The sequence below is a fragment of the Modestobacter sp. SYSU DS0290 genome, from assembly GCF_054050955.1.
Genome location: NZ_JBJHAI010000031.1, coordinates 15,047 through 36,218, shown reverse-complemented (window position 1 = coordinate 36,218; position 21,172 = coordinate 15,047). Strand labels below are relative to the sequence as shown.

Here is a 21,172-nt window from a genome sequence, read left to right as displayed (position 1 = left end):
AGCACCCCGCCCGCCGCCCCCCCCCCCCCCCCCCCCCCCCCCCCCCCCCCCCCCCCCCCCCCCCCCCCCCCCCCCCCCCCCCCCCCCCCCCCCCCCCCCCCCCCCCCCCACGACTGTGCTCGGGGAGGCCTACCGTCGGACCAGTGCCCCTCCGCCGTGCCCTGATCGCCGCGCTGGCCACCGGAGTGCTCGCGCTGACCGGCTGCGGCTCGTCGTCGGAGGAGCCAGCCGCCGCGGTCAGCCCCGGGACCGCGGAGCCGACGGCGGCGAGTGACGCGGCCGCCGCCGCGGCCACGGCCGATCCGGCTGCGGCGCAGGACCCGGCCGAGGCCGCGGTCGCCGTCGCCCTCCGCGCCGGCGACCTCCCCGAGGGCTGGTCGGTGCAGGCCAACCCGCTCCCCGCCGACGCCGACCTCGCCGCGAACCCGAGCCTGACCGGCATCTGCGGTCAGACCTTCACCTCCGAGGCCCGGCGTACGTCGAAGCAGCCGGTGGTCGGCCTGGACGGGACGGGCACCCCGCAGCTGTCCTCGGAGGCGATCGCCTACGACTCACCGACCGCGGCCGGGGCCGCCGTGCAGGAGCTGGTGCAGGCGTTCAGCCGCTGCCCGGAGGAGCAGTACACCTTCGAGACCGCCCCGAGCGCCGAGGGGCTGGCCGACAACAGCGTCGTCTTCCAGTACCGGCTCCCCGACGGCACGACCCAGGTCGTCCTGGCGCAGGCCACCGGCCCGGTGCTCTCGGTGCTGATCGGGGAGGACCCGGCGGTCACCGCGGCAGCAGGCCGGTCGATCGCCACCCGGATGGCCGCCCTGCCCGCCGGGGCGATCGGCGGCTGACCCGCCTCCCGCCCGGCTCAGGTCCCGGGCGGGGTGAAGGACGACGTCCGGGTGAGCCCCGCGGCGCGGCCCTTGCCGGCGATCACCAGCGCCATCGCCCGGCTGGCCTCGTCGATCATCTCGTCGCCGAGCATCGCCGAGCCCTTCGCGCCACCGGCCTCCGACGTCGACCACGCGTAGGCGTCCAGGATCAGCTCGGCGTGGTCGTAGTCCTCCTGCGAGGGGACGTAGACCTCGTTGGCGGCCTCGATCTGGCCGGGGTGCAGCACCCACTTGCCGTCGAAGCCCAGCGCCGCCGAGCGCCGGGCCACCTCGCGGAACCCGTCGACGTCGCGCACCTGCAGGAACGGCCCGTCGATGGCCTGCACCCCGGCGGCGCGCGCAGCCACCAGGATCGTCATCAGCACCGAGTGGAACGGGTCGCCGGGGTAGTCCGGGTGCAGGGCACCGACCGCGAGGGTCTTCATGTTCAGGCTGGCCATCAGGTCGGCCGGACCGAGGACGAGCGTCTCGACGCGAGGGCTGGCAGCGGCGATCGCGTGGACCTCGCGCAGGCCCCGCGCACTCTCGATCTGGGCCTCGATGCCGATCCGCCCCACCGGCAGGCCGTTGGCCCGCTCGACCTGGCTGAGCAGCAGGTCCAGCGCCTGCACCTGCGCGGCGCCGACGACCTTGGGCAGCATCAGGCAGTCGAGTTCGGCCCCGGCGCCCTCGACCACCTCGATCACGTCGCGGTAGGTCCACTCCGTCGTCCAGTCGTTGACCCGGACCACCCGGGTCTTGTCGCCCCAGCCGCCCTCGTTGAGCGCGGCCACGACGTTCTTCCGGGCGCCGGGCTTGGCCAGCGGCGCGCAGGCGTCCTCCAGGTCGAGGAACACCTGGTCGGCGGGCAGCCCCTTGGCCTTCTCCAGGAACCGGGGGTTGCTGCCGGGGACGGCGAGGTTGGAACGACGGGATCGGAGCTCGGCCACGGTGCTTTCTTCCTGCCGACGACGGTGCGGGACCGGACAGTAGCGACGGTGACGAGCCGGTGGCCGCTCTGGTCGGGGTCCGCCGACCTTCGTCAGGTGACCGGTTCGGTCACCGTCGCCGGGCGGCCGGCCCGCACCACCAGCGCGACCCCGACGACGACGGCGAGCATCCCGGGCAGGGCCAGCAGCGGCGGCACCTGCTGGAGCAGCACCAGCGCGACCAGCAGGGCGCCGGGCACCTCGAGCAGGATCGCCAGGCCGACGACGGTCGGGCCCACCGTGGACAGCACCTCGTTGAGGATCGTGTGCCCGAGCAGCTGCGCGCAGACGGTGATCGCCGCGATCAGCCACCAGTCGCGGGCGCTGAACCCCACCAGCGGCACCCCGGCGACCAGCGCTGCCCCGGCGAGGGCCAGCGCGCAGGTGGAGTAGCAGACGACGGCGTAGGCCGAGGTGTTCAGCCGGGTGCGGGCCCGCGCGCCGGCGAGCATGTAGCCACCGGCGCAGACCGCGCCGAGCAACGCCAGCCCGTCGCCGGCCAGCGCCTCCCAGGAGACGGCGACGTCGACCCCGGCGATCAGCGCCGCGCCGAGCACCGCCAGCGCCAGCCCGGCCCACACCTGCCGCGGCAGCTGCACGCCGGAGACCCGCGCGGCCAGCGCCGTCCAGATGGGTGTGGTGGTGACCAGGGCGGTGGAGGCGGCCACGGTGGTCATCGACAGGCTGGGCAGCCAGGCGGCGAAGTGCGCGGCGAGGAACAGCCCGGCCACCACGGAGCTGCCCAGCTGGCGGACCCGCAGGCCGGCCAGCGCGGAGCGCTCCCGCACCAGCAGCGGCACCAGCAGCACCGCGCCCGCGGCGTTGCGCCAGAACGCGATCGCCAGGAACGAGGTGGCCACCAGCGCGGTCAGCGGCCCGGAGAAGGAGACGCCGACGACCGCGACGGCCATCAGCGCCGCGTCCCGCCCGCCGGGCCGGGTGACCGCCCACGCAGCGGCCGGCGCGGCGGCCGTGCTCATGCCGGGACCCGGATGGTGCCGGCCGCGACCGGGACGACGGCGCCGGCGACGGTGGCCGCGGTGGCCCGCCCACCGGCGGTGGTGACCGTGCACTCCAGCAGCGACGGGCGACCCAGCTGCTCGCCCTGGCGGATCGTGTACCGCGCCGTCCCGTCGGCCGGCACCAGCCCGACGGCGGCCAGCCACACCCCGGCGCCCAGCGCGGCCGAACCGGTGGCCGGGTCCTCGCCCCACCGCAGGTCACCGGCGAAGACCCGCGCGTAGGCGGTCGCGCTGTCCGCGTCCCAGCTGAGCACCGAGATCCCCTCGCCGACGCCGAGCTGGTCCAGCGCGGCCTGGTCGGGCCGGGCCCGGTCGACGGCGTCGGGGCGCACCGCGAGGTAGGTGAAGGGCAGCCCGCAGCCGGCCACGTGCGCGGGCGGGCCGGCCAGGTCGGCGGCGGTCAGCCCGAGCGCGACGGCGATCGCCGCCGGGTCCGGGGCGTCGGTGAGCGTGGGCTCGCCGCCGCCGAGGACGGCGCCGTCGTCGTCGACGGTCAGGTCGAGCACGCCGACGGCGCACTCCTGCCGCAGCTGCCCGGCCGGCAGCCGCCCGGTGCGCACCAGGGTGTGCGCGGCGCCGACGCTGGGGTGGCCGGCGAAGGGCAGCTCGGCGAACGGGGTGAAGATCCGCACCCGGTAGTCGGCGCCCGAGCCCGGGGTGGGCGCGCACAGGAACGAGGTCTCCGACAGGTGGAACTCGAAGGCCAGCGCCTGGCACTGCTCGGTGGTCAGCGCGTCGGCGTCGAGGACGACGGCCAGCGGGTTGCCCGCGTAGGCGCGGGGGGCGAACACGTCGACCACCTCGTAGGCCAGCCGATCAGGTGCCGCTCCACCAGGTGCCAGTCCCTCAGGTGCCAGGCTGCTCACCCGCGCGACGGTAGCCTCCCCTCGTGACGACGGTGACGAGGGCATACGTCTCCCGGATCGCCGGGCTGACCGTCTTCGATCCCAACGGCGACCGGGTCGGCAAGGTGCGCGACGTGCTGGTCGCCCTGCGGGTGGGCAGCTCCACCCCGCGGGTGCTCGGGCTGATCGTCGAGGTGGTGGCCCGGCGCCGGATCTTCTGCCCGATGGGCCGGGTCACCGGGCTGGACGCCAGCTCGGTCACGCTCGCCTCCGGCACGGTCAACCTCAAGCGCTTCGAGCAGCGCGCCGGGGAGACGCTGGTGCTCGGCGAGCTGCTGGACCGCCGGGTCACGATCGACGAGTCCGGCCGCCCCGCGACCGTCGTCGACGCCGCGATCGAGCAGACCCGCACCGGTGACTGGGTGGTGTCCCGGCTGGCGGTGCAGGAGCCCGGCCGGCTGGGCCGGCGCGGTCAGCTGCAGCAGCTGGCCTGGGACGAGGTCGGCGGGCTGTCGCTGCCGGAGACGGGGCAGAGCGCGGAGACGCTGATCGCCACCTACCGCGAGCTCAACGCCGCCGACGTCGCCCACGCGCTGCAGGACCTGCCGATCAAGCGGCGGCACGAGGTGGCCGAGGCGCTGGACGACCAGCGGCTGGCCGACGTGCTCGGGGAGCTGCCCGAGTCCGAGCAGATCACCATCCTGGGCACCCTGCACGAGGGGCGCGCGGCCGACGTCCTGGAGGAGATGGACCCCGACGACGCCGCCGACCTGCTCGCCGAGCTGTCCAACGTCGACCGCGACCGGCTGCTGGAGCTGATGGCGCCCGACGAGGCCGAGCCGGTCCGCCAGCTGCTGAAGTACTCCGAGGACACCGCCGGCGGCATCATGACCAGCGAGCCGGTCATCCTCGCCCCCGACGCCACGGTCGCCGAGGCGCTCGCCCGGGTGCGGGTGCCCGAGCTCAGCCCGGCGCTGGCCAGCCAGGTCTACGTCTGCCGGCCGCCGTCGGCCACCCCCACCGGCCGGTACCTGGGCCTGGCGCACATCCAGCGGCTGCTGCGGGAACCGCCGTCCTCGCTGGTCAGCGGCGTGCTCGACGACATGGACCCGCTGCGCCCGGAGGCGCCCCTGGCCGAGGTCACCCGGTACTTCGCCACCTACAACCTGGTGGCCGCCCCGGTGGTCGACGCGCAGCGCCACCTGGTCGGTGCGGTCAGCGTCGACGACGTGCTCGACCACCTGCTCCCCGACGACTGGCGCGAGCGGTCCCGCCGTGGCTGAGTCCGCCGACCGCCGGGCCGACCTGCGCCTCGACCAGCCGCGCGGCGCGCGCACCCTGGGCAGCTTCCTGCGGCTGGACCCCGATGCGGTCGGCAAGTTCGCCGAGGGCATCGCCCGGTTCCTGGGCACCGGCCGGTTCCTCGCCGTCCAGACGATCATCGTGATCGTCTGGATCGTGCTGAACGTGACCGCGGTGAGCCTGCGCTGGGACCCGTACCCGTTCATCCTGCTGAACCTGGCGTTCTCCACCCAGGCCGCCTACGCCGCGCCGCTGATCCTGCTGGCGCAGAACCGGCAGGCCGACCGCGACCGGGTGCAGGCCGAGGAGGACCGGGCGCGCGCCGTGCAGAACCGGGCGGACACCGAGTACCTGGCCCGCGAGCTGGCCTCGCTGCGGGTGTCGATCGGCGAGCTGGCCACCCGCGACTTCATCCGCGGCGAGCTGAACCGCCTGGTGCCCGACGACGGCGAGGACCGGAAGCGGGAGAAGAAGGAGAAGAAGCGCCGCGACGCCGCGCCCGACCCGGTCGGCTGAACTCAGCCCCGGACGGCAGCGAGCACCGCGGCGACCGGGTCGCCGGTGGCGGTGTCGACGACGGTGTGCCGCTCGTGCCACTGGTCGACCCGCCGGTCCCGTACCTGCGCCCAGGTCGGCACGGTGTGCCCGGGCAGGTCGGCGACCCGCTGCTCCACCCGGCGCCGGTGCTCGGCCCGGTCGGTGCAGATCAGCCGCAGCCAGTGCACGGGTGCGCCGTGCCGGGCGGCCAGGTCGCGGAACGGCCGGCGGGCCGCGGCGACGTCGAAGACCGCGTCGACGACGACGTCGGTGCCGGCGGCGAGACAGGTGTCGGCTGCGGCGAGCGCGAGCCCGTAGCCGTGCGGGCCGACGTCGTCCGGGCCGGTGACCAGCCCCTGGCGGACCAGCGCCGTCTCGAAGGCGTCGATCCGCAGGTGCGCCGCCGGCAGGGCCGCCGCCACGGCTCGGGCGACCGTCGTCTTGCCCACCCCGGGCAGGCCACCGACGACGACGAGCACGCCCGCCACCTCACACCACCCGGTGCAGCAGGTCGAGCACGTCGGCCGCCACCAGCAGCGCCGGCACCGCCAGGACGGCGGCCCAGGCCCGCGTGCGGCGGTCGGCGGGCAGCACCGCCACCAGTACCAGGGCGGTGACCACCTCGGCGACCACCTGCACCGGGCGGTCGGGCAACGCGGGGTTCGGCTGCACCCACGTCAGCCAGAGCTGGCGGGCCGCGCCGCTGCCGAGCACCAGCCCGGCCGGGACACCGAGCAGCGCCCCCGGGAGCCAGCCGGACCGGCGGGTGGCCCAGTGCACCACCGCGCCGGTGGCCGGGACCGCGGTGGCCGACAGCAGCAGCCAGGCGACCAGCAGCCGCGGTGACCAGCCGAAGTCCAGCACCAACGCGGCCCAGGTGTAGTAGGCGACGGTCATCGCGGCGAAGAAGACGCCGGCCCGGACGGCGGCGGCGCGCACCGACGGCGCCAGCCGGCCGATCAGCGCCACCGCGAGCACCCAGGCCGCCGGGTAGGTGCCCAGGTCGGCGGCCCAGCGCCAGCCCGACTCGTCGCCGGCCTTCGCCAGCACCCCGGCGAGCGACCCCAGCCCCGCGCAGGCCAGCAGCCGGGAGGCCGCACTGCGGGTCCCCGTCACCGTCGTCGTCACGCGGCGATCGTGCCGGGGCGCGCCGCGGTACGACGACCGCCGCGCCGGGTCAACCGGCGAGGACGTGCACCAGCGCCCCGGCGGCGCCGGCCAGCACCAGGACGACGATGAAGGGCGCGCGCAGGGCCAGCGCGAGCGCCGCCACCGCCAGCCCGACCAGCCGGCCGTCGAGCACCAGGTCGGACCCGGACGTCGCCGCCTGCACCGCGACCAGCGCCGCGAGCAGCGCGGCCGGCACGAACTCGACGATCCGGGTGACCCAGGGCTGCTCCACCCAGGCGGCCGGCACGGACAGCCCGGCGAGCTTGAGCAGGTAGCAGCCGACCGAGGCGACCAGCACGACGGTCCACAGCGTTCCGCTGGTCACGCCGCCTCCTCCCGCACGGGGCGCGGCCGGCCGACCAGCGCGACGGCCACCACCGCCAGCACGACCTGCGCGCCGGCGGGCACGACCGGGGTGAGCGCCAGCGCGACCACCGCGCCGGCCAGCGCCACCCGGCGCTGCACCCACGGCTCGCGCGCGGTCCGCTGCAGCCGTGGCCAGAGGAGGGCCAGGAAGGCCGCCGGGACGATGGAGTCCAGCGCCGCCTGCGCCGTCTCCCCGAGTGCGGCGGCGCCCATCGAGCCGATGAGCGTGGTCAGGTTCCAGCCCAGGTAGATGGTCGCGCCGGTGGCCCAGAAGGCGAGCCGGCCGAGCTCCCGGTCGGGGGCGGCGACGGCCATCGCCGTCGTCTCGTCGATCACCCAGTGCGCCGCCCCGGCCCGCCGCCACCAGCCGCGCGGCGCGAGCATCGGGGCCAGGCGGACGCCGTACACGGTGTTGCGGGTGCCGAGCAGCAGGGCGCTGCCGACGGCGGCGACCGCTCCCCCACCGGCGCCGACGACGCCGACGAGGGCGAACTGCGAGGCGCCGGTGAACATCAGCGCGGACATGGTCAGCGCCTGCCAGGTGTCCAGCCCGGCGCCCGCGGCGGCGGCACCGAACGCCACTCCGTAGAGGCCGACGGCCGCGCCCAGCCCGACGGCGTCGCGCAGCGTCGCGGACCGGGCGGAGCGGGGCACGCAGCGCACCCTAGTGACCGCCGGGGGGTTCCCCGGGTCACACCTCCGCCGCCCGGGTGCGCCCCCGACCCGCCGTAGAGTGGGGGCCGCCCGCGTGTGGGTCCTCCGCAGGACGGGGGCCCGGCACCCGTGGGCTCCCCGTCGAAGGAGACTCACCCCGCATGTCCGACACGCTGACCGGCTCGCCGGCGCTCGACGCCGTGAACGCGGCCCTCGCGACCGTCCAGGACCCGGAGATCAACCGTCCGCTGCCCGAGCTCGGCATGGTCAAGGACGTGCAGATCGGCGTCGGCGGCGACCCGGGCGCGGTGCGCGTCGAGGTCTACCTGACCGTCGCCGGCTGCCCGATGCGCGAGACGATCACCAACCGCGTCACCCAGGCCGTCGGCGCCGTCCCCGGCGTCACCGCGGTCCAGGTGGGCCTGGACGTGATGAGCGACGAGCAGCGCTCCGAGCTGCGCAAGACCGTCCGAGGCACCGACGCCGCCGAGCCGGTGATCCCGTTCGCCCAGCCCGGTTCGCTGACCCGCGTCTACGCCGTCGCCTCCGGCAAGGGCGGCGTGGGCAAGTCCAGCGTCACGGTGAACCTGGCCGCCGCGATGGCGAAGAAGGGCCTGTCGGTCGGCGTCGTCGACGCCGACATCTACGGCCACTCGGTGCCCCGCATGCTGGGCGTCGACGACAAGCCCACCCAGGTCGACAACATGATCATGCCGCCGCAGGCGCTGGGCGTGAAGGTCATCTCGATCGGCATGTTCACCCCGGGCAACACCCCCGTGGTGTGGCGCGGCCCGATGCTGCACCGCGCGCTGCAGCAGTTCCTCGCCGACGTGTGGTGGGGCGACCTCGACGTCCTGCTGCTCGACCTGCCGCCCGGCACCGGCGACGTCGCGATCTCCATCGCCCAGCTGCTGCCCAACGCCGAGATCCTGGTCGTGACGACCCCGCAGCAGGCCGCCGCCGAGGTGGCCGAGCGCGCCGGGGCGATCGCCACCCAGACCCACCAGCAGGTGGTCGGGGTCATCGAGAACATGTCCTGGCTGGAGCTGCCCGACGGCTCCCGCATGGAGGTCTTCGGCTCCGGCGGCGGCGAGGCGGTCTCCGACGCGCTCACCAAGACCCTCGGTGCCCGGGTGCCGCTGCTGGGCCAGGTCCCGCTGGACACCCGGCTGCGCGAGGCCGGCGACGCCGGTGCCCCGATCGTGCTGGCCGAACCCGACGCCCCGGCGGCGCAGGCGCTGACCGCCATCGCCGACGGGCTGACGGTGCGCTCGCGCGGCCTGTCCGGCATGTCGCTGGGGCTGACCCCGGTCCGCCGCTGACCTGAGCGACCGCACCGACATCGCGAGGCCCGGTCCCCCCGCGGGGGGACCGGGCCTCGCGCATTCAGCGAACGGGTGCAACGCCGAGGACGTCGCCGGGCTGACAGTCCAGCGCATCGCAGATGGCGGTGAGCGTGGAGAAGCGGATCGCCCGGGCGCGGTCGTTCTTCAGCACCGACAGGTTCACCACCGTCACCCCCACCCGCTCCGCCAGCTCGGTGAGGGTGAGCCCACGATCAGCGAGCAGCTCGTCGAGGTGGCAGACCACCCGGTGCCCGTCGGCGTCGACCGGGCTCACACCAACCCCGCGACGTCCCGGTCCAGCCGTTCCCCCTGCCGGAATGCCTCGGCCAGGACCAGCAGCAGCAGGCCGACCAGCAGCGGGCCGAACGAGAACTCCAGCCCGAGGACGAACGGCGACCCGGGGTCGGTGAGCCCCAGCCGGTCGAGGACGAGCAGCGCGCCGACCTGCGGGAGCAGCGGGCCGACGTACCCCGCCACCAACACGACCACCGACAGGCCCCCGAGCCGCCGGGCGTTCCCCCTGCCGAACGGGCGCCCGGCCGCCACCGACGCGAGCAACGGTCGCAGCAGCCAGGCGGCCACACCGACGGCCAGGCCGGTGACGGCGGCGTCCCCGCGGGACAGCATCTGCTCGGGGATCGTGGAGTCCCAGGCGGCGAGCTGCAGCTGGTCGCCGCCGTTGAGCACGGAGACCTGCGCCGTGTCGGGCAGGCCGCCCACCGGCAGCGGGAGAAGCCCGTCAGCGGGCGTGGGACCGGCGTCCTCGAGCTGCACCGGCACCCGGACGGTCGCCGGCGCCTGCGTCGCGCCGTTGATCGCGTACACCGGCCCGGCCACCGCGGCGATGATCCCGACGGCCGCCAGCACGGTGCACAGGAACCCGATCAGACGCGGCCCCGCGTAGGCAGTCCGTTCCGCCACGGCGTTCTCCTGTTATCGACATTCGATGTGTCTGGGCGTGCAGTGTGCCCATCGACGGTCGATGTGTCCAGGTCCGCGGGCGGCGTCAGGTGGCGTCGGAGTCGAACGGCGGCGGGACGGAGGAGTCCCGGCTGCGGCCGGCCTGGGAGGGGCGGGCGGCGCCGGCCGCGGCCGCGGCGGCCAGGCCGGTGCTGCCGGTGGCGCTCCCCCGCTGGGCGACCGGCTCGTCGTCGTCGGCGAGCAGCTGCTGCCGGATGAACGTCTTGGGGTGGTACTGGCGCAGGTCGATGTCGCGCAGGGAGTCGAAGTCCTCGCCCAGGCTGTCGTGCAGCTGACCGCGCATCCCGGTGACCGCCGACCGGGCCTTCTTCAGCCCGCTGGCCGCGTCCTTGGCCAGCCCGGGCAGCCGATCGGGGCCGAAGATGAAGAGCGCGGCCAGCGCCAGGACGATGATCTCGCCCCAGCCGATCGAGTCGAACACCGTTCCTCCTCGCTGACCGGCCGCGCGCCGCGGCCGTGTCCAGCGTAGGTGCGTCAGCTGTCAGCCAGTCGAGCGCCGCCCCAACACCAGGTGTCCAGCGCAGCGGCTCAGGCCGTGGCGAGCGTGACCTGCAGCTCCCGGGAGCTGCCGCCGCGGACCACCTCGACGGTGACCGTGTCGCCGGGCTCGTGCGCGTCGACGGCGACGACCAGCTCCTCGGAGCTGCCCACCGGCTCGCCGTCCACCGCGATGACGACGTCCTGCTCCTCGATGCCGGCCTCGGCGGCCGGGCCGCCCGGCTCGACGTTCACCACGAGCGCACCGTCGCGGGTGCCGTCGGTGACCGAGCGGGCGTTCACCCCGATCGAGGCGTGCACCGCCGACCCGATGGTGATCAGCTGCTCGGCGATGTCCCGCACGGTGTCCATCGGGATGGCGAAGCCCAGCCCGATGGAGCCGCCCGTGGTGCCCGCGCCACCGACCGAGGCGATCGCGGTGTTGATGCCGATGACCGCACCGGTCGCGTCGACCAGCGCACCGCCGGAGTTGCCCGGGTTGATCGGGGCGTCGGTCTGCACCGCGCTGATCACCGCGTTGGTGTCGCTGCCCTCGCCGGCCAGCCGCACCGGCCGGTCGAGCGCGCTGACGATTCCGCTGGTCACCGTGCCGGCCAGCCCGAGCGGCGAGCCGATCGCGACGACGGCGTCGCCGACGACGACGTCGTCGGAGGCGCCGAGCGCCGCACCGACCAGGCCGGGCTTGTCGACCTTGAGGACGGCGAGGTCGCTCGCCGGGTCACGGCCCACGATCCGCGCCGGTGACCCGCTGCCGTCGCTGAAGACCGCGCGGATCTCGGCGCCCTCGACGTCGGCGGCGCCGGAGACGACGTGGTTGTTGGTGACGATGTAGCCCTCGTCGGCCTCGATGACCACGCCGGAGCCGGTGGCGCCGGCGTTGGCGAGCCGCACCTCGATCGAGACGACGGCCGGGCTCACCCGGGCGGCGATGTCGGAGATGGAGCCGGGCTCGCGGGTGACGCCGGGCGAGACCGGAGAGAGCCGGGTGTCCGGGGACAGCAGCGGCTCCTCGTCGACGGTCCGGCCCAGCCACCACGCGGTGGTGCCGCCGACCATCCCGACCAGGAGCAGGCTGAGCAGCGCCAGCACGGTGAGCCGCACCGACAGGTCACGCAGCCGCACCTTGCGACGCCCCTGCGCGTCGACCACCACCGGGCCGGGCTGGTCGGCCTCGGCCGGGTACACGGCCGGGGCGCCGAGGCCGGCGGGAGCCTGCGGATCGCGCCACGGGTCGTTCTCCGCGTCGCGCTTCCAGAACGGGCCGGCCGCGGTGCGGCGGGGGCCGGGACGACCAGCGGGTGGCTCGCCGAGGCCGCGGTCGCCGCCGCGGGGCGCGAAGGCCCGCAGCACCGCCTCCGGCGGCGGGGGCGGAGGCGGGGGCGCCGGGGCCGACGGGCGGCCGCCGGCGAAGGAGCCGGTCACCTCACCCGGCCGGCCGAACGCGGCCTGCTGCGCCGGGGGCGGCGGCGGGGCGCTGGCCGGGGCGGGGCGCAGGCGGGGCTGGTCGTCGGCGAAGGCACCCGTCGTGCCCTCCGGGCGCGCGTAGGCCGCGCGCTCCTCGGACCGGTCGGCGGCGGGGACGTGCGGCGTCCCACCGGCACCGGGCCGGTCCGGACCGCCGGAGCTCTCGGTCAGGGCGTCCCGCCGGGGGGCAGCGAGGTGGCCGAGCCGACGGTGAGCGTGCGGACCACGGGCGGCACGACGTCGGTGCGCTCGCTGGGCACCAGGTCGCGGACCTCCCCGGCGAGCGACCCCGGCGGGGGCACCTCCCGGGTCGGGTCGTCGGTGGCGGGCAGGCCGGCGGCGAGCACCGCGACCCCCACGCCCAGCCCGGCCAGCGCCCCGGTCACGCCGCGGCGCAGCCAGCGGGCCGACCCGGAGCGGGCCGGCGGGCTGGCCGGGGTCAGCGGGATGGCCCAGGAGCCACCCGCGCCGGAGGCGGTGAGCCCACCGGAGCCGGCGCTCAGGCCGCCGCCACCGAGACCGCTCACCTCGGCGGTGAACGGGATGGCGTTCAGCCGGGAGAGCAGGTCACCGGGGACGGCGACGTCCTGGTCGCGCTGGAGGGCGGACTTCGCCTCCCGCTGCGCGGCCACCGCCATCCGGCACTGCGCGCAGCCGGTCAGGTGCCGGGCGGCACGACCGGCGGCCCCACCGGAGAGCTCGCCGTCCACGAGGGCGGCGATCGCCTCCTGGGCCAGGTGGCTCTCGGGGATGCTCACGCTCACGAGACCTCCTCGGCGGACACCGGACGGTGGGGCGCCAGGTGGGCCAGCGCCTCGCGCAGCTGCACGCGGCCGCGGTGTATGCGGGAGCGCACGGTGCCGAGCTTGATGCCCAGGGTCGCCGCGATCTCCTCGTAGGTCAGGCCCTCGATGTCGCAGAGCACGACGGCCACGCGGAACTCCGGCGACAGCGCGTCCAGGGCCGCCTGGACCTGCGGGTCGAGGTGGGTGTCGGCGTAGACCTGCTCGGGCGAAGGCGCCGAACCCGGCAGCCGCTCGGTGTCCTCGGGCAGGGCGTCGAAGCGGATCCGCTGCCGGCGCCGCACCATGTCCAGGAACAGGTTGGTGGTGATCCGGTGCAGCCAGCCCTCGAAGGTGCCCGGGGAGAAGTCCGCCAGCGAGCGGAAGACCCGGACGAAGGTCTCCTGGGTGAGGTCCTCGGCGTCCTGCTGGTTCCCCGAGAGGCGGTAGGCCAGGCGGTAGACCCGGGCGGAGTGCTCCCGGACGACCTGCTCCCAGGTCGGCGCCACCCAGCCGTCGACGGCGGGGACACCCGCGTCGGGCAGGGGGCGCTCGCCGGTGGCGGCGTCCGGTGCGGTCACGCCCCCAGGATCGCAGACGGCCGACGCCGACACCTCCCCAGCGGGGGTGGGCCGGTCGGAGGAGGCGGACGGACGGGCGGTACGCGAGAGACGCACGTCCGGGTCAACGGCCGGCGGGCGAGGCGGTGTTCCCGAACGGACGGACCCACAGGCAGCTGACAGGGAAGGCACCCGGCCAGGCGCGGACCGCGTCGGCGCCTCTACCCTCGTGCGGTGACCAGCGCCGGCGGACCGCCCTCCCCCGGAGCGTCCTCGACCAGCCCCGCGGCCTACGCCGACGGCTTCGCCGCCGAGCCCCCCGCGGTGGCCACCGCCCGGCACCGGGCGACGACGTCGGCGCTCGCGTTCGGCACCGCTCCGCCGGTGGAGCCCGCGGTCGGTGCGACGCTGGCCGTGCTGGCCGCCGGGGTCGACGCCCGCTCGGTGGTCCTGCTGGGCAGTGGTGGCGGGGTCGCCGGGCTGTGGTTGCTGGAGGGCATGCGGCGCGACGGTGTGCTGACCGCGCTGGACGCCGACCCGGCCGAGGTCCGCGCCGCGCGGCGGGCCTACACCGAGGCCGGGGTGCCGCAGAGCCGCACCCGGCTGATCTTCGGCACGCCCGGGGAGGTGCTGCCCCGCCTCTCCCCCGGCGCCTACGACCTGGTCGTCTGCACCGGCCCGCCGCTGGAGTGGTCCGGCCAGCTGGCCGGCCTCCTCGGGCTGCTGCACCGCGGGGGCTCGCTGGTCTGCCACGGACTGCTCGCCGACGGCCGGATCTCGGACCGCGCCGCCCGCGACGAGCAGACCGTCGCCTGGCGGGAGGTGGCCCGCACCGTCCGCGAGGACGAGACGCTCACCAGCGCCGTCCTGCCCGTGGGCGCCGGCCTGCTCGTGGGCACGAGGCGGGTCTGACGCTCAGGCGAAGGGGAACTCCGCCTCGGGGTCCCAGGGGCCGCCGCGGTAGTGCCACAACCCGAGCCCGCGGGCGCGCACCGTCTCCGGCGTGAACGCCGCGGCCAGCTCCGCGTGCAGCGCACGGGCGGCGGCCGGCTCCACCTTGTTCTGCACGGTGACGTGGGCGCGCAACGGCTGCTGGTCCTGCCGGGTCAGCACCTCGGCGAACGCCGTGGCCAACCGCCCGTGGACAGCGGTCAGCTCGGGCGCGGTCAGGTCGTAGGCGACGCCGCGGCCGAGGAACCGCACCCCCGTGACGGCGACGTCGAACGGTGCCCGGGCGGCCGCCGTCCGCAGCTCGTCGCGCACCTGACCGAGGTGCTCCCCCGGCAGCGCGTGGAACAGCGTCACGTGCGCCTGCAGGTGGTTGCGCCCGGCCGGGAAGTGCTCGGCGCGGAGCCGGTCGAACCGCCGCTGGGCGGCGTCGTCCAGCAGCAGCGTCACGACCAATGGTGACGTGCTGGAACGGCCCCCGTGCAGGGTCCCGGCGTGAGCGGAGCGAGGGTCGGGGGGCACGGGGGTCCTTCGTCAGCCGATGGCGCGGGCGCCCTTGCCGAGCACGGTGACCCCGCCGGCGCTCACGTGGTAGCGCTCGCGGTCGCGGTCCAGGTCGACGCCGATCTGCGCCCCCGGCGGGACGACGACGTTCTTGTCCAGGATCGCCCGGCGCACCACGGCGCCCTCGCCGATGTGCACGCCGTCCATCAGGACGCTGCCCTCGACCCGGGAGCCGCGCTCCAGCCGCACGTTGGGCGAGACCACCGACTGGTGCACCGACCCGCCGTCGATGATCACCCCGGCGCTGACCATCGACTCCTCCGCCCGGCCGCCGAGCACGAACTTCGCCGGCGGCAGCATCGGCGGCAGGGTGTAGATCGGCCAGCGCTCGTTGTAGAGGTTGAAGATGGGGCTGACCGAGACCAGGTCCATGTGCGAGTCGTAGTAGGCGTCCAGCGTCCCCACGTCGCGCCAGTAGCCGTGGTCGCGCTCGGTCTCGCCGGGCACGACGTTGCTGCTGAAGTCGTAGACGTAGGCGTCACCGGCGTCGGCCATCATCGGCATGATCGACCCGCCCATGTCGTGCACCGAGCTCTCGTCGGCGGCGTCCACCCGCAGCGCCTCCAGCAGGGCGTCGGTGGTGAACACGTAGTTGCCCATGGAGGCAAAGGTCTCCTCCGGGCTGCCGGGCATCCCCGGCGGGTCGGCCGGCTTCTCCAGGAACTGGCGCACCTTGCCGTGCTCGTCGGCGTCGATGACGCCGAACGCGGTGGCCTCCTTGCGCGGCACCCGCAGCCCGGCGACGGTCACCCCGGCGCCGGTGGCCAGGTGCTGCTCGATCATCTGCGCCGGGTCCATCCGGTACACGTGGTCGGCACCGAAGACGACGACGATCTCGGGCCGGTCGTCGTAGATCAGGTTGAGGCTCTGGTAGATCGCGTCGGCGCTGCCGGTGTACCAGCGCGGGCCCAGCCGCTGCTGCGCCGGCACCGGCGTGATGTAGCTGCCCAGCAGGGTCGACATCCGCCACACGGTGGTGATGTGCCGGTCGAGCGAGTGGCTCTTGTACTGGGTGAGCACCGCGATCCGCCGGATGTCGGCGTTCACCAGGTTGGACAGCACGAAGTCGATGAGCCGGTAGTTGCCCCCGAAGGGCACCGCGGGCTTCGCCCGGTCCTGGGTGAGAGGGGCCAGCCGCTTCCCCTCACCACCTGCCAGCACGATGCCGAGAACTCGAGGACCGCCACGCATGGACGGACCGTAACGGCTCGTCTGGGAGTTCGCCCCATCTACCGGGTCGTTCACCACCTAGGGTGAGCTGCGTGCGCGTGGGAGTGATCACCCGGGAATGGCCGCCGGACGTCTACGGGGGCGCGGGGGTGCACGTCGAGCACCTCGTCGCCGCGCTCCGCGGCCTCGCCGACGGGCCGCAGGTCGACGTCCACTGCTTCGGCGGCCCGCGGCAGGACGCGACGGGGTACGGCGTGCCGGCCGCCCTGCAGTCGGCCAACGGCGCGCTGCAGGCGGTCGGGACCGACGTCGAGATCGCCGCTGCCGTCGGTGGGGCGGACCTGGTGCACTCGCACACCTGGTACGCCAACCACGCCGGCCACCTGGCGCAGCTGCTGCACGGCAGCGCCCACGTGGTCACCGCCCACTCGCTGGAGCCGCGGCGGCCGTGGAAGGCCGACCAGCTCGGCGGCGGCTACCGGCTGTCCTCCTGGGTCGAGCGCACCGCCTACGCCGAGGCCGACGCGGTCATCGCCGTCAGCCGGGGCATGCGGGCCGACGTGCTCGACGTCTACCCCGACCTGGACCCGGCGAAGGTCGTCGTCGTCGGCAACGGCGTCGACGCGCAGGCCTACCGGCCGGTGCAGGCGCCCGACGTCGTCCGTTCGCTCGGGGTCGACCCCGACCGGCCGTACGCGCTGTTCGTCGGCCGGATCACCCGGCAGAAGGGGCTGATGCACCTGCTGGCCGCGGCCGAGCAGCTGCCGCCGGAGGCGGGCCTGGTGCTCTGCGCCGGCGCGGCGGACACCCCCGCCGAGCGGGCCCAGGTGGCCGACGCCGTCGCCGAGCTGCAGACCCGCCGCACCGGCGTGGTGTGGATCGAGCAGATGCTCCCGCGCGAGCAGCTGGTGCCGCTGATCACCGGCGCGACGGTGTTCGTCGTCCCCTCGGTGTACGAGCCGCTGGGCATCGTGAACCTGGAGGCCGCGGCCTGCGGCACCGCGGTCGTGGCCAGCGCCGTCGGCGGCATCCCCGAGGTGGTCGACGACGGCCGCACCGGGCTGCTGGTCCCCTACGACGCCGAGCGCCCGGCCGAGTTCGCCGCGGGGCTCGCGGCGCGGATGGCCGAGCTGCTGGCCGATCCCGGCCGCGCGGCGACGATGGGCGCGGCCGGCCGGGAACGGGTGCTCGCCGAGTTCGGCTGGCCGGCGATCGCCGCACAGACCGTCGAGGTCTATCGGCAGGTGCTCGCCGCGCGCGGCTGAGCCGCGGGCCGTCCCGGCCGATCCTGGGCCGGACGTCAGCGGTCGAGCTCGCTGCGGCCCCGGCCGGCCTCCTTGGCCCGGTAGAGGGCGGCGTCCGCCCGGCGCATCACGTGCGACGGCTGCTCGCCGGGCCGGTGCTCGGCGACCCCGACCGACAGCGGGACGCGGGTGCTCGCCGCCCGCAGCCGCTCCACGTACCGCAGCGCCGCCGGGCCGGTGCAGGCCGGCAGCAGCAGGGCGAACTCGTCCCCGCCGTGCCGGGCCAGGACGGCGCCCCGCGGGAGCAACGGCACCCAGCTGGCGGCCACGGTGCAGAGCAGTTCGTCGCCGGCGGCGTGGCCCTGCTCGTCGTTGACCGCCTTGAAGTCGTCGAGGTCGGCCAGGGCGACGGAGAACTCCTCCCCCGACCGGACGGCGACCCGCAGCGCCTCGTCGAGCGCGTCGTCGAAGCCGCGACGGTTGGCCAGCCCGGTGAGCGCGTCGACGCTCGCCCAGGAGGCCTGCCGGACCAGCAGTGCCGCGACCAGCGCGATGGTCGCCGTCACCAGCGCGACCGCGACCACCGACCCCGGCGGCAGTCCCCGGGCGGAGAGGACCACGGCGCAGGCGGCCATCGCGAGGAGCAGGTAGGCCAGCGCCACCAGCGGGGCGAAGAGGAAGAAGGCGGCGACCGCGACGAAGGAGTAGATGCCGGCCAGCGCCATCGCGGAGGCGGTGTCCGGCGCCTCGGCGACCACCGCGGTGATCAGCGCGGTGCCCGCCAGGACGGCGACGGGGAGCAGGGCGCGCGGCAGCGACCGGCCCCACCGGATCAGCGCCAGGCCGGCGAGCACCGCCACCGGACCGATGGCGGTCATCACCGGGGACGTCACGTGGTCCGCTGCCCCGGGCAGCACGACCACCGCGAGCACGACCAGGCCGCCGAGCGCGTAGAGCAGCCCGATGACGGGGCCGGCCACCCGGGCGGTCGCCACCTCGGGCGCGCGCCGCCTCAACCTCATGCAGCCTCTTCGGTCGGGGGACGGGGACACCGGAGCATCCCCCGGCACCGACCCACCCACACAGGCGACCCGCCCGGACGGGTGAGGACGCCCCACCCGGAGGCGCCGGCTGGCAGCATGCCGCGCGTGCGGAAGACCCTGACCAGGTTCCTGGAGTCGACCGTCGTGCAGCGGTGGTTCCCGCTGCTGCTCGCGGTGGGCGCGGCGGCGGCGGCCGTCGTCCACGTGGTGGAGGGCGACCTGCTGCGGGCGGCGCTCCTCCTGCTGCTCGCCCTGTACTGGTCGTGGTCGTTCCGCCGCAGCTTCGCCGTCCCGGCGCCGGTGCCCCACCACGTCGACGAGGCGTGGGCACGTCGGGTGATCGCCGAGGCAGGCGCGCCCGAGGGGGTCGGCGCGATCCTGGCGCTGCGCCGGGCCGAGCCGGCGCTGTCGCTGGTGCACGCCGAACAGCTGGCCGACCGGGTCGCCGGCTGAGCGGTCCCGGCCGGCTCAGGCCGTGCCGCGGTCGATCTCCGCGGCCAGGGCGCGGAGCACGTCGAGCACCCGTGCCACGACGCGCCGCTCGGCCCGGTCGGGGCGCAGCAGCGCCTCGACCCGCCGGCCGGAGGGGACGCCGGTCAGCGGGAGCAGCTGCATGCCGGGCACCCGGGAGGTGGTGTGCCGCGGCAACAGCGAGATGCCGTGCCCGGCGGCGACCATCGCCGAGGCCACCGCGAAGTCGTTGATCCGGTGCGCGATGTGCGGCGCGGCCCCCGACCGGGCGGCCACCGCCGCCAGCACCGGTGCCACGGGGAAGCCCTCGCGCACGGTGATCCAGGCCTCCCCCGCCAGCTCCTCCGGAGCCACGGCGGACCGGCCGGCCAGCGGGTGGTCCGCACCGACGGCGACGTCCAGCGGCTCGCGGAACAGCGATACGACCCGGACCCCGCTGCCCCAGTCGGCGGCGCCGTCGGGCCGGTGGGCGACCACCACGTCGAAGCGGTCGGTGAGGTCGGGGAAGTCGGCGAGCACCACGTCCTCGTCGGCGCACTCCAGCGTGATGCCGTCCAGCGCGGCGCCCGCGCCCAGCAGCCGGGGGAAGACCAGCTGCGCGGCGCTCTGGAACGCCGAGACCCGCACCGTCCCGACCGGCCGCTCGGCGTAGTCCTGGCAGGCCGCCCGGGCCCGCTCGACCGCCGCGGCGACGTCGACGGCGGCGTCGGCCAGCGCGTCGCCGGCCGGGGTGAGCCGCAGCCCGCGGCCCACCCGCTCGGTCAGCGGCACCCCCAGCTCCGCGGTGAGCGCGGCCAGCTGCTGGGAGACCGCCGACGGCGTCAGGTGCAGCACCGCGGCGGCCGCGGTGACCCCGCCACGGCTGCGGACGGCGCGCAGGGTCTCCAGCGAGCGCAGGTCCATGCAGACATCCTGAACAAACCGTCAAGATCTCTTCACTGGTGTTGGACGACGCGGCGCGGCAGGCTCGGCCCGTGCCCCTCCGCGACCGTCTGCTCGCCTGCCTCGTCGCCGTGCTGTGGGGCGTGAACTTCACCGCGATCCACCTGTCGCTGGAGCAGTTCCCGCCCTTCGCCCTGGTCGCGCTCCGGTTCGCGGTCCTCGCCGTCCCGACGCTGCTGTTCGTGCCCCGGCCCGACGTCCCGCTGCGCTGGCTGATCGGCTACGGCGCCGGCTTCGGCATCCTCCAGTTCCTCTTCCTCTACCTCGCGATGGACACCGGGATGCCCACCGGCCTGGCCTCGCTGGTGTTGCAGTCCTCGGCGCCGTTCACCGTGCTGCTGGCCGGCCTGCTGCTGCACGAGCGCCTGACCGCCCGCCAGCTCACCGGCGTCGGGATCGCAGTGGCGGGGCTGGGCGGGATCGCCCTCTACCGCGCGGAGGTCGGCGGTGCGGCGCTGGCCCTGCCGGTGCTCCTCACCCTCTGCGGCGGGCTGGGCTGGGCGCTGGGCAACTTGTGCACCCGGCAGGCGCGGGCGTCCGAGCCGCTGAAGCTCACCCTCTGGATGAGCGTGGTGCCCCCGATCCCGATGCTCGCCGTCTCCCTGGCCGCCGAGGGGCCGGACGCGATCGCCCGGTCGTTCACCACCCTGGGCACGACCCAGGGGCTGCTCGCCCTGGCCGGGCTGCTCTACACCGTCGTGGTGGCCACCCTGCTCGGCTCGGGGCTCTGGACGGCGCTGATGGCCCGGCACCCCTCGAGCACGGTCGCGCCGTTCTCGATGCTGGTGCCGGTGGTCGGGATCGCCGTCTCCTGGCTGGCGCTGGGCGACGCCACCTCAGCCGTGGAGCTGGGCTGCGGCGCCGTCGTCGTCGCCGGGGTGCTGCTGGCGACGACGACCGGCCGCCGACCGGCGGCTCAGGGCCAGATGGAGGCGACGATGATCGCCGAGACCGCGAGCGTCGAGCCGGCCGACACCAGGCTGGCGGGGTGGAAGCCCACCCCGGTGAGGTGGTGGCCCAGACGCCCGGGGGTGACCACGTCCAGCAGCAGGAACGCGAGCACCTGCAGCAGCACCCCGAGCAGGCCGAACACCACCGTGTAGGCCAGCGCCCGGCCGAACCCGCTGGTCGCGTTGGTCCAGATGGTGGTGAACGCGATCGCGCCCTGCCCGAGGAAGCCGGCGGCCAGCGCGATCCCGGCGTTGATCGAGCGCTCCTCGTAGATGTGCTTGGCCAGCCGGCCGGGGGTGAGCAGGTCGAGGGCGAGCGCGCCGACGAACAGCAGCGCGATGCCGACGGCGGTGTAGGCGACGGCGTAACCGATGCTGGCCAGCACGGGGAGACCTCCAGGTCGGGGGCGGGGCGGGAGGGAGCCTAGGGGGTGCGCCACACCGGGCCCCGGAATGGCGCTCCC

At 75.7% G+C, this 21,172-nt stretch carries 25 protein-coding genes and 1 pseudogene; 8 read left to right on the top strand and 18 right to left on the bottom strand.

Going from position 1 to position 21,172, the window contains the following annotated elements:
- Positions 1-143: 143 nt before the first annotated feature.
- On the top strand, positions 144-839 hold the full coding sequence (locus ACI795_RS18565; protein ID WP_457077069.1) for a hypothetical protein: 696 nt from the start codon (positions 144-146) through the stop codon (positions 837-839).
- Between the two features lie 17 nt (positions 840-856).
- Here ACI795_RS18565 and ACI795_RS18560 read toward each other — a convergent pair whose 3' ends face one another.
- From ACI795_RS18560 to ACI795_RS18550, 3 genes are all read right to left on the bottom strand, one after another.
- Positions 857-1,810, bottom strand: coding sequence for an HpcH/HpaI aldolase/citrate lyase family protein (locus tag ACI795_RS18560; RefSeq protein ID WP_457077068.1), 954 nt, complete (start codon positions 1,808-1,810; stop codon positions 857-859).
- A gap of 92 nt (positions 1,811-1,902) precedes the next feature.
- On the bottom strand, positions 1,903-2,829 hold the full coding sequence (locus ACI795_RS18555) for a DMT family transporter (protein ID WP_457077067.1): 927 nt from the start codon (positions 2,827-2,829) through the stop codon (positions 1,903-1,905).
- Complete coding sequence (locus ACI795_RS18550) at positions 2,826-3,737, bottom strand: PhzF family phenazine biosynthesis protein (protein ID WP_457077066.1); 912 nt, start codon at positions 3,735-3,737, stop codon at positions 2,826-2,828. The genes ACI795_RS18555 and ACI795_RS18550 overlap by 4 nt, the downstream gene beginning before the upstream one ends.
- A gap of 23 nt (positions 3,738-3,760) precedes the next feature.
- Here ACI795_RS18550 and ACI795_RS18545 point away from each other — a divergent pair, with 23 nt between their 5' ends.
- Together ACI795_RS18545 and ACI795_RS18540 are read left to right on the top strand one after the other, a co-directional pair.
- The gene (locus ACI795_RS18545) at positions 3,761-4,999 is read left to right on the top strand and encodes a magnesium transporter MgtE N-terminal domain-containing protein (protein WP_457077065.1); all 1,239 of its coding nucleotides are present in this window, start codon (positions 3,761-3,763) and stop codon (positions 4,997-4,999) included.
- On the top strand, positions 4,992-5,534 hold the full coding sequence (locus tag ACI795_RS18540; RefSeq protein WP_457077064.1) for a DUF1003 domain-containing protein: 543 nt from the start codon (positions 4,992-4,994) through the stop codon (positions 5,532-5,534). Before ACI795_RS18545 ends, ACI795_RS18540 begins: the two co-directional genes overlap by 8 nt.
- A gap of 2 nt (positions 5,535-5,536) precedes the next feature.
- Here ACI795_RS18540 and ACI795_RS18535 read toward each other — a convergent pair whose 3' ends face one another.
- Genes ACI795_RS18535 through ACI795_RS18520 form a run of 4 tightly spaced genes read right to left on the bottom strand, consistent with a single transcriptional unit; the run spans position 5,537 to position 7,745 of the window.
- Positions 5,537-6,034, bottom strand: coding sequence for an AAA family ATPase (locus ACI795_RS18535; protein WP_457077063.1), 498 nt, complete (start codon positions 6,032-6,034; stop codon positions 5,537-5,539).
- 10 nt (positions 6,035-6,044) lie between these two features.
- Positions 6,045-6,683, bottom strand: a complete 639-nt coding sequence (locus tag ACI795_RS18530) for a DUF6518 family protein (protein ID WP_457077062.1) — start codon at positions 6,681-6,683, stop codon at positions 6,045-6,047.
- A gap of 49 nt (positions 6,684-6,732) precedes the next feature.
- Positions 6,733-7,050 carry an AzlD domain-containing protein gene (locus ACI795_RS18525; RefSeq protein ID WP_457077061.1) on the bottom strand — a complete coding sequence of 106 codons (318 nt, stop codon included), beginning with the start codon at positions 7,048-7,050 and terminating at the stop codon, positions 6,733-6,735.
- Positions 7,047-7,745 (bottom strand): AzlC family ABC transporter permease, encoded by a 699-nt coding sequence (locus ACI795_RS18520; protein ID WP_457077060.1) that lies wholly within the window; start codon positions 7,743-7,745, stop codon positions 7,047-7,049. The genes ACI795_RS18525 and ACI795_RS18520 overlap by 4 nt, the downstream gene beginning before the upstream one ends.
- A gap of 161 nt (positions 7,746-7,906) precedes the next feature.
- Here ACI795_RS18520 and ACI795_RS18515 point away from each other — a divergent pair, with 161 nt between their 5' ends.
- Positions 7,907-9,067, top strand: a complete 1,161-nt coding sequence (locus ACI795_RS18515; protein ID WP_457077059.1) for an Mrp/NBP35 family ATP-binding protein — start codon at positions 7,907-7,909, stop codon at positions 9,065-9,067.
- 64 nt (positions 9,068-9,131) lie between these two features.
- On the opposite strand, the gene ACI795_RS18510 is transcribed toward ACI795_RS18515, so the two are convergent.
- The 6 genes from ACI795_RS18510 to sigE form a co-directional block, all read right to left on the bottom strand.
- Positions 9,132-9,365, bottom strand: coding sequence for a helix-turn-helix domain-containing protein (locus tag ACI795_RS18510; RefSeq protein ID WP_457077057.1), 234 nt, complete (start codon positions 9,363-9,365; stop codon positions 9,132-9,134).
- Positions 9,362-10,012, bottom strand: a complete 651-nt coding sequence (locus tag ACI795_RS18505) for a DUF2975 domain-containing protein (RefSeq protein WP_457077056.1) — start codon at positions 10,010-10,012, stop codon at positions 9,362-9,364. The genes ACI795_RS18510 and ACI795_RS18505 overlap by 4 nt, the downstream gene beginning before the upstream one ends.
- Positions 10,013-10,097: 85 nt before the next feature.
- Positions 10,098-10,493: a twin-arginine translocase TatA/TatE family subunit gene (locus ACI795_RS18500; protein ID WP_457077055.1), complete on the bottom strand. Its 396-nt coding sequence runs from the start codon at positions 10,491-10,493 to the stop codon at positions 10,098-10,100.
- A gap of 107 nt (positions 10,494-10,600) precedes the next feature.
- Positions 10,601-11,992: a S1C family serine protease gene (locus tag ACI795_RS18495; RefSeq protein ID WP_457077054.1), complete on the bottom strand. Its 1,392-nt coding sequence runs from the start codon at positions 11,990-11,992 to the stop codon at positions 10,601-10,603.
- Between the two features lie 209 nt (positions 11,993-12,201).
- Positions 12,202-12,798 carry an anti-sigma factor family protein gene (locus tag ACI795_RS18490; RefSeq protein WP_457077053.1) on the bottom strand — a complete coding sequence of 199 codons (597 nt, stop codon included), beginning with the start codon at positions 12,796-12,798 and terminating at the stop codon, positions 12,202-12,204.
- On the bottom strand, positions 12,795-13,397 hold the full coding sequence (sigE, locus tag ACI795_RS18485; RefSeq protein WP_457077052.1) for an RNA polymerase sigma factor SigE: 603 nt from the start codon (positions 13,395-13,397) through the stop codon (positions 12,795-12,797). The genes ACI795_RS18490 and sigE overlap by 4 nt, the downstream gene beginning before the upstream one ends.
- A gap of 213 nt (positions 13,398-13,610) precedes the next feature.
- Here sigE and ACI795_RS18480 point away from each other — a divergent pair, with 213 nt between their 5' ends.
- A complete protein-coding gene (locus ACI795_RS18480; RefSeq protein WP_457077051.1) occupies positions 13,611-14,288 on the top strand; it encodes an O-methyltransferase in 678 nt (225 codons plus the stop codon).
- A 3-nt stretch (positions 14,289-14,291) separates the two neighbouring features.
- Here ACI795_RS18480 and ACI795_RS18475 read toward each other — a convergent pair whose 3' ends face one another.
- A complete protein-coding gene (locus ACI795_RS18475) occupies positions 14,292-14,774 on the bottom strand; it encodes a 2'-5' RNA ligase family protein (protein ID WP_457077050.1) in 483 nt (160 codons plus the stop codon).
- Positions 14,775-14,858: 84 nt separating this feature from the next.
- The gene (gene glgC / locus ACI795_RS18470; RefSeq protein WP_457077049.1) at positions 14,859-16,079 is read right to left on the bottom strand and encodes a glucose-1-phosphate adenylyltransferase; all 1,221 of its coding nucleotides are present in this window, start codon (positions 16,077-16,079) and stop codon (positions 14,859-14,861) included.
- A gap of 71 nt (positions 16,080-16,150) precedes the next feature.
- Here glgC and glgA point away from each other — a divergent pair, with 71 nt between their 5' ends.
- Positions 16,151-17,323 carry a glycogen synthase gene (glgA, locus tag ACI795_RS18465; protein ID WP_457077048.1) on the top strand — a complete coding sequence of 391 codons (1,173 nt, stop codon included), beginning with the start codon at positions 16,151-16,153 and terminating at the stop codon, positions 17,321-17,323.
- A gap of 35 nt (positions 17,324-17,358) precedes the next feature.
- Here glgA and ACI795_RS18460 read toward each other — a convergent pair whose 3' ends face one another.
- Positions 17,359-18,324, bottom strand: coding sequence for a GGDEF domain-containing protein (locus ACI795_RS18460; protein WP_457077047.1), 966 nt, complete (start codon positions 18,322-18,324; stop codon positions 17,359-17,361).
- Positions 18,325-18,450: 126 nt separating this feature from the next.
- Here ACI795_RS18460 and ACI795_RS18455 point away from each other — a divergent pair, with 126 nt between their 5' ends.
- The gene (locus ACI795_RS18455; RefSeq protein WP_457077046.1) at positions 18,451-18,798 is read left to right on the top strand and encodes a hypothetical protein; all 348 of its coding nucleotides are present in this window, start codon (positions 18,451-18,453) and stop codon (positions 18,796-18,798) included.
- A 15-nt stretch (positions 18,799-18,813) separates the two neighbouring features.
- Here the strand turns inward: ACI795_RS18455 and ACI795_RS18450 are convergent, their stop codons facing one another.
- The gene (locus ACI795_RS18450; RefSeq protein ID WP_457077045.1) at positions 18,814-19,719 is read right to left on the bottom strand and encodes a LysR family transcriptional regulator; all 906 of its coding nucleotides are present in this window, start codon (positions 19,717-19,719) and stop codon (positions 18,814-18,816) included.
- Between the two features lie 38 nt (positions 19,720-19,757).
- Between ACI795_RS18450 and ACI795_RS18445 the strand changes: the two are divergent.
- A pseudogene (locus ACI795_RS18445) lies at positions 19,758-20,639 on the top strand (EamA family transporter); the annotation flags it as partial.
- Between the two features lie 35 nt (positions 20,640-20,674).
- On the opposite strand, the gene ACI795_RS18440 reads toward ACI795_RS18445, so the two are convergent.
- The gene (locus ACI795_RS18440; protein ID WP_457077044.1) at positions 20,675-21,094 is read right to left on the bottom strand and encodes a DUF350 domain-containing protein; all 420 of its coding nucleotides are present in this window, start codon (positions 21,092-21,094) and stop codon (positions 20,675-20,677) included.
- Positions 21,095-21,172: the final 78 nt, after the last annotated feature.

What these genes read in the sequence shown, in the direction of transcription:
- ACI795_RS18555 (WP_457077067.1), bottom strand. Translation starts at nt 2,829, where the DNA reads ATGAGCACGGCCGCCGCGCCGGCCGCTGCGTGGGCGGTCACCCGGCCC.
- ACI795_RS18515 (WP_457077059.1), top strand. Translation starts at nt 7,907, where the DNA reads ATGTCCGACACGCTGACCGGCTCGCCGGCGCTCGACGCCGTGAACGCG.
- glgC (WP_457077049.1), bottom strand. Translation starts at nt 16,079, where the DNA reads ATGCGTGGCGGTCCTCGAGTTCTCGGCATCGTGCTGGCAGGTGGTGAG.
- ACI795_RS18460 (WP_457077047.1), bottom strand. Translation starts at nt 18,324, where the DNA reads ATGAGGTTGAGGCGGCGCGCGCCCGAGGTGGCGACCGCCCGGGTGGCC.
- ACI795_RS18450 (WP_457077045.1), bottom strand. Translation starts at nt 19,719, where the DNA reads ATGGACCTGCGCTCGCTGGAGACCCTGCGCGCCGTCCGCAGCCGTGGC.